Source organism: Shewanella sp. A22, assembly GCF_053850585.1.
Genome location: NZ_JBSQBN010000193.1, coordinates 1 through 4,935 on the forward strand (window position 1 = coordinate 1; position 4,935 = coordinate 4,935).

At 37.7% G+C, this 4,935-nt stretch carries 4 protein-coding genes; 1 reads left to right on the plus strand and 3 read right to left on the minus strand.

Going from position 1 to position 4,935, the window contains the following annotated elements:
* Nucleotides 1-554: 554 nt before the first annotated feature.
* The 3 genes from ACWXWT_RS19830 to ACWXWT_RS19840 all read right to left on the minus strand — a co-directional run bounded on the left by ACWXWT_RS19830 (nucleotide 555) and on the right by ACWXWT_RS19840 (nucleotide 3,883).
* Nucleotides 555-2,300: a diguanylate cyclase gene (locus ACWXWT_RS19830; RefSeq protein ID WP_456043294.1), complete on the minus strand. Its 1,746-nt coding sequence runs from the start codon at nucleotides 2,298-2,300 to the stop codon at nucleotides 555-557.
* 5 nt (nucleotides 2,301-2,305) lie between these two features.
* Nucleotides 2,306-2,518, minus strand: coding sequence for a hypothetical protein (locus ACWXWT_RS19835; protein ID WP_456043295.1), 213 nt, complete (start codon nucleotides 2,516-2,518; stop codon nucleotides 2,306-2,308).
* A 528-nt stretch (nucleotides 2,519-3,046) separates the two neighbouring features.
* On the minus strand, nucleotides 3,047-3,883 hold the full coding sequence (locus ACWXWT_RS19840) for an SAM-dependent methyltransferase (protein ID WP_456043296.1): 837 nt from the start codon (nucleotides 3,881-3,883) through the stop codon (nucleotides 3,047-3,049).
* Between the two features lie 328 nt (nucleotides 3,884-4,211).
* Between ACWXWT_RS19840 and ACWXWT_RS19845 the strand changes: the two genes are divergently transcribed.
* Entirely contained in the window at nucleotides 4,212-4,706 is a 495-nt protein-coding gene (locus ACWXWT_RS19845) for an outer membrane protein assembly factor BamE (protein ID WP_456043297.1), read from the plus strand.
* The last annotated feature ends 229 nt before the right edge of the window (nucleotides 4,707-4,935 follow it).

Consider the following 4,935-nt stretch of genomic DNA (forward strand, 5'->3'; position numbering starts at 1 on the left):
AGATACTGGAGGTAGAGTAACGCAGGAGCTTGTTACCGAGAATCACTATTCGCTTCAATCATCTGCCTTGCCTACAGCACTTTGAACTCCCGCTGAAAGATCACATATTTAATAGGATTGGTATAAATGCATTTAACGAAATAAACTCAACTCAGGATAGAATGAGGAATATCACACATAGATCAGCTAATTACTTACTTTCCTCACAAAACCAATAGCCAGCTATAGTCAGTCACCTTAACTCGGGATAAGAGCTAACAATACAATCAAATGTCAATTAGTTAAAAGTGAGAAGATAAAGGCTGTTTGATAAACGACTTAATTTGAGGTGAGGAATACCCTCCAGTAAAGAGAGTGAGTTAATAAGGCATATGGATTGATAGAATGTATATACATCAAGTATGTAATGAATAAGCTTGTATTTTCAACGCGACGTATATATTAGCACAATGGCATACATCTGCATCCTTAGAGCATCTAACCGCGGCATGTCGAGAGGCTGCACTTTAGCAACGTGTTTAGTATCTTTGGTTAATAAGACACTCATAGTTTTTTTATTTTAATTCATTGGTATAACAAACCACACCATTACGCCCATTGTTTTTAGCGTGATATAAAGCTAAATCTGCACGATGAATCAGTGGGTCAAGACTCAAGTCATGTTTATTAACACAACTGACACCACAACTAATGGTAACGGTAAAATCATGCCCAGAGAAACGAGTATTAATATTGACCACAGCGTTGCGAATTTGCTCGGCAAACTCAACAGCGTTAGGCTCAGTTTGCTTAGGCATAAATACAGCGAACTCCCCCCCTCCCATTCGAGTAAAAATATCTGTCTGTTGCAGCATGTCTTTAATTACATTGGTCACTTTTTTCAATATCCAATCACCCGTTGCATGACCATATTGGTCATTAATATGCTTCAAGCAGTCTATATCTAATACTAAAACAGAAAATGGTTCATCAAGCATTTGGGTCTGAACAAACTCATTCTCAGCCATTTCTTGGCCTGTATGACGGTTAAAAATGCCTGTTAACTCATCCCGTTGTACTTGTTTCATAAATTTATTGCGTTGTAGCCAAGCTGATATCAATAGCAATAACAAACCAACAGAGAGGCCAACTAACACAGTAGAAAACATGACGGAGGAGCTTTTTTCCTTCATAAACAAATCTTTTTGTTTAATGAGCAGTTCATGGTCTTGAATTAAACTGCTATTCTCACGACTTTTTTCAACGTTATCGAAACGCGCCATTTGATAGGCATTTTCTTTTATTTTTTGATCATTTAATATTTGTAAACTCAGTGCATTAGCCGCGACCTGATACTGGTATGCTTTGTCATATTGTCCCCGTTTACCCGCAATCAAAGATAGGACTTCATTGGCCCTTTTCTTTACCTGCATATTACTGGGTTTATTAGGTAAACCATTAACTAATTGAGCGAACATTTCTGCTTGCTGAAAATCACCTAAATGATAATAAATCATGCTCAAATATGACTGAATATCATTGATTTCAACCTCAAACTTGAACCTTTGATAGCGGTCTAACGCCTCAAGATAAAGTGTTTCAGCTTCAGCATATCTTTGTTTATCAAACAGCACATTGGCTTGTCCCTTAATCGACATAATCTCTATTAAAGGAAAACCATGATTTTTACAGTAAGACTGGGTCTCTGTAAATAATGTCTCCGCTTGCTCAAAGCGCATTAACTTTAAATGAGCCACTGATAGGTACAACATTGAAAAACATTGGCTTTTTGGATCTTTACCTTGATTTAAATTTAAAGATAGTTGCGCAATACGCAACATTTCCTCATAGGCATCAAGCTTTAAATATACATTCATCAATCGATTATAAGATTTTATTTTTATGCTTTGATCTTGATAATTATTGATGCGTGATAGGTTATCTTCTAAAAGAGAAAAAGCTTTTATATAGTTTCTAAGCCCAATATTTGCGGTAATTTTAAATAGATAAATATCCGTGAGAAGTTCGCCTGTTGGGTTATATGCCAATGCGTTATCTAAGGCTTTATTCGCTTCGGAAAAATCACCTAAATAAATAAACTTTGCACCTAATAATCCATACAAACGGCTATGTTGCTGTGACGACAATAATGATTCTGAAGACAGCACTGAATCAATTTTATTAACTGCAGAGCTGGGATCAGTCTGCAATGACTCTTCGATAGCATCTAATTCTTTATCGAAGTCGATACTATTAGCCATCACCGCGCAGCTTAAAAGCTGTGCGATGATGATAAAAGCAAAACGTAACTTTTTTGGCAAAATAATTACTCTGTTGGGCTTAATACAACCATATACATTGCCATTGCTTTGTCGCCAGCCAACTTGCTGACTTGCGCTTTATCGCCTGATTTAACCGCTTCAACCTCCTCTGTTGTTAATCCATTTGCTTCCATTACGCCGCAAGGGTCAAGCTTATATGCTTCAAATAAATTGGCGTCAGTTCCAAGTTTAGTAAAAAATGTACTCATATTTTGCATGTAAACATCCTCTGTATAAATAATTACATTTAACATTAACGGCCATATTTACATCCAACGTCAAAATGAAGTAAATAATAGCCATGCAACTGATTCTAAGATAGTTATTTTAACTTACATTTACGGTAGCACTTAAAGTTGTAACCTAAGCCTGTTGCATTTGTACGGCTGATAAAATCAGTTTCTAACATCACAAATACCGTTTAGCCTGCTCCTTCAAGCCGCATTTTACCTTATATCGGCATTCAACTACTGCATAACTTATGTCGTATAACGACAAACCATAAAATCTACCTTGTACACGTTGTCACACAATGCCGCAAAATTCATCTTAAAAAAACAACAAACCCAAGTAAATACCACAATAACCTTAATAAAGTTAATACTACCGCGCATCGTGTTGAACACTCATTATAGTTCAATAAGTGACCGACTAATCGTTTTTAATCCTTTCCGACACAATAAATATAACGGTGTAGAACATCATACGAAGCGGTTTTACATACAGGTGTAAAACCATCAAAATGTTTATCCAATTTCAGATTCCGCTATGCCTAACTTAGCCAACATTTCAAGGTTAAGAGCAATCTTGCGCGCGGGTGGTATCAATAATGTACTAATCGTCGTTAACGAAGCCTCAGGCAACATAAATAACGGTATTCGAACTATAACAGGCGACTGAAATGGCAAATTTGCAGCTTCATAGATAATGATTTCATGCTCCAGCGGATACCACTGATGTAAATGTTCAACCATAATCTGCAATGTGTCTTTTGTGGTACTAAATTTGGTTAAGGTATGTTCACCTGCAAGAGCTATCTGCCAAAGTAAAAGGTGGGTGGTTGGGTCTGGCACATGGTTATAGAGCATGAACTGAGTCGCCTCAAAACTTTGGTGTCCGCTATTACCAGGGTCAATACCTAAATCGGCCCACAAGCATGCCTCCGCAGATATTCCAGGTAACATACTAGCGTCAAAACCTTCTGCTCGGGCTTGTTTAATAGATAAGTGCCCAACACAAGCAAATACCCCAGGATGACCATACAAAGCACATACGACTAACTTACCTAAACGTACTTCATCTAAAATCGCTTTCACCATTTCGGCATAAGTATCACGACGATTTTTTATTTCGTCATCTTGAGCGTAATAAGGTTGAAGTGAACGTACATCAGCGTTTAATGACATAAGCCAGCGCTCAGAAAAACCATCTGGCACAAGCGAAAATACAACATCTGCATGTTCAATATAACTTAAGCTCAATGCTCCTATCTGTCCGGCGAGCTGTAACCCCGTACCAACACAAACTAAGTTGCCTTTCTTTACCTTGGTAGATACTGCTTTTTTTGGTTGTTGAATCGTCATTGTGGTTTCTTATTTCATCATTATTACAGCTAAAAAAATCGTCACAGCAATATTATCAGTCCATTATATTGGCATGTAAATCGCCTAACTTCCAAGCGATAAAAATCAGCTTATGTTGCTTAAAATAAACACTTTAGCATCATCTTACCAACATTATTGTCACCCGGTTACGTAAAGGTCACCGTTTAAAGACAACTTATTTGTTGTCTTAAAATGGAACTTCACGCGTAAAATTGACTCAAAAGCACAACATCTTCTCATAGCCTCTTGTCAGCATAGGGAATGCTTGGGTATGATGACCGACAGAATTTAGGAAGTAGCGCAGACAATGATAAACAAAAAACAACGTCTTACCCTTGTAAGCGCAGTAGCGCTTTCATTATCGCTTAGCGGATGCAGTGTTTTTGATTGGTTAATATACAAACCAGATGTACCGCAAGGTAACTACATGGAAACACAACAAGTCGACAAGCTTCGTATCGACATGACTAAAGAGCAAACTGAATATATTTTAGGTCGTCCGGTGTTACGTGACAGCTTTGCTGATGACACTTGGTATTATGTGTACCATTTTAAAAGCGGTCGAGATGCCAGTATTACCCATAAAGAATTGATCATTCACTTTAATGGCGACAATATTTCAAGTGTGGTCGGTGATTATGACCTCAGTCCAGAGTTTAATACGCCACTTGAAGAAAGCACATTGCCCTCGGTCAACGAGCCTCAAGTAAAACCATTGCTGCCCGAAGCTCGCCCAGACGTAAAGCCATTAGTTGAAGAGCAACGTCCAGCGTTAAGAAACCAAGTTAAAAACGATAATTAATCATAAGTCGTAACGCTTTATGATTAATGTAAAAAAGCAGGACTTCTCTCGAAGTCCTGCTTTTTTCATCACAGTACAAATATTTAATCACGTTATACCAACCCTATTAAATATGTGATCTTTCAGCGGGCGTTCAAAGTGCTGTAGGCAAGGCAGATGATTGAAGCGAATAGTGATTCTATTTTGAAAGCATCTAACGAAGCATAAAGGACTTTGAAACCCGCCAGAA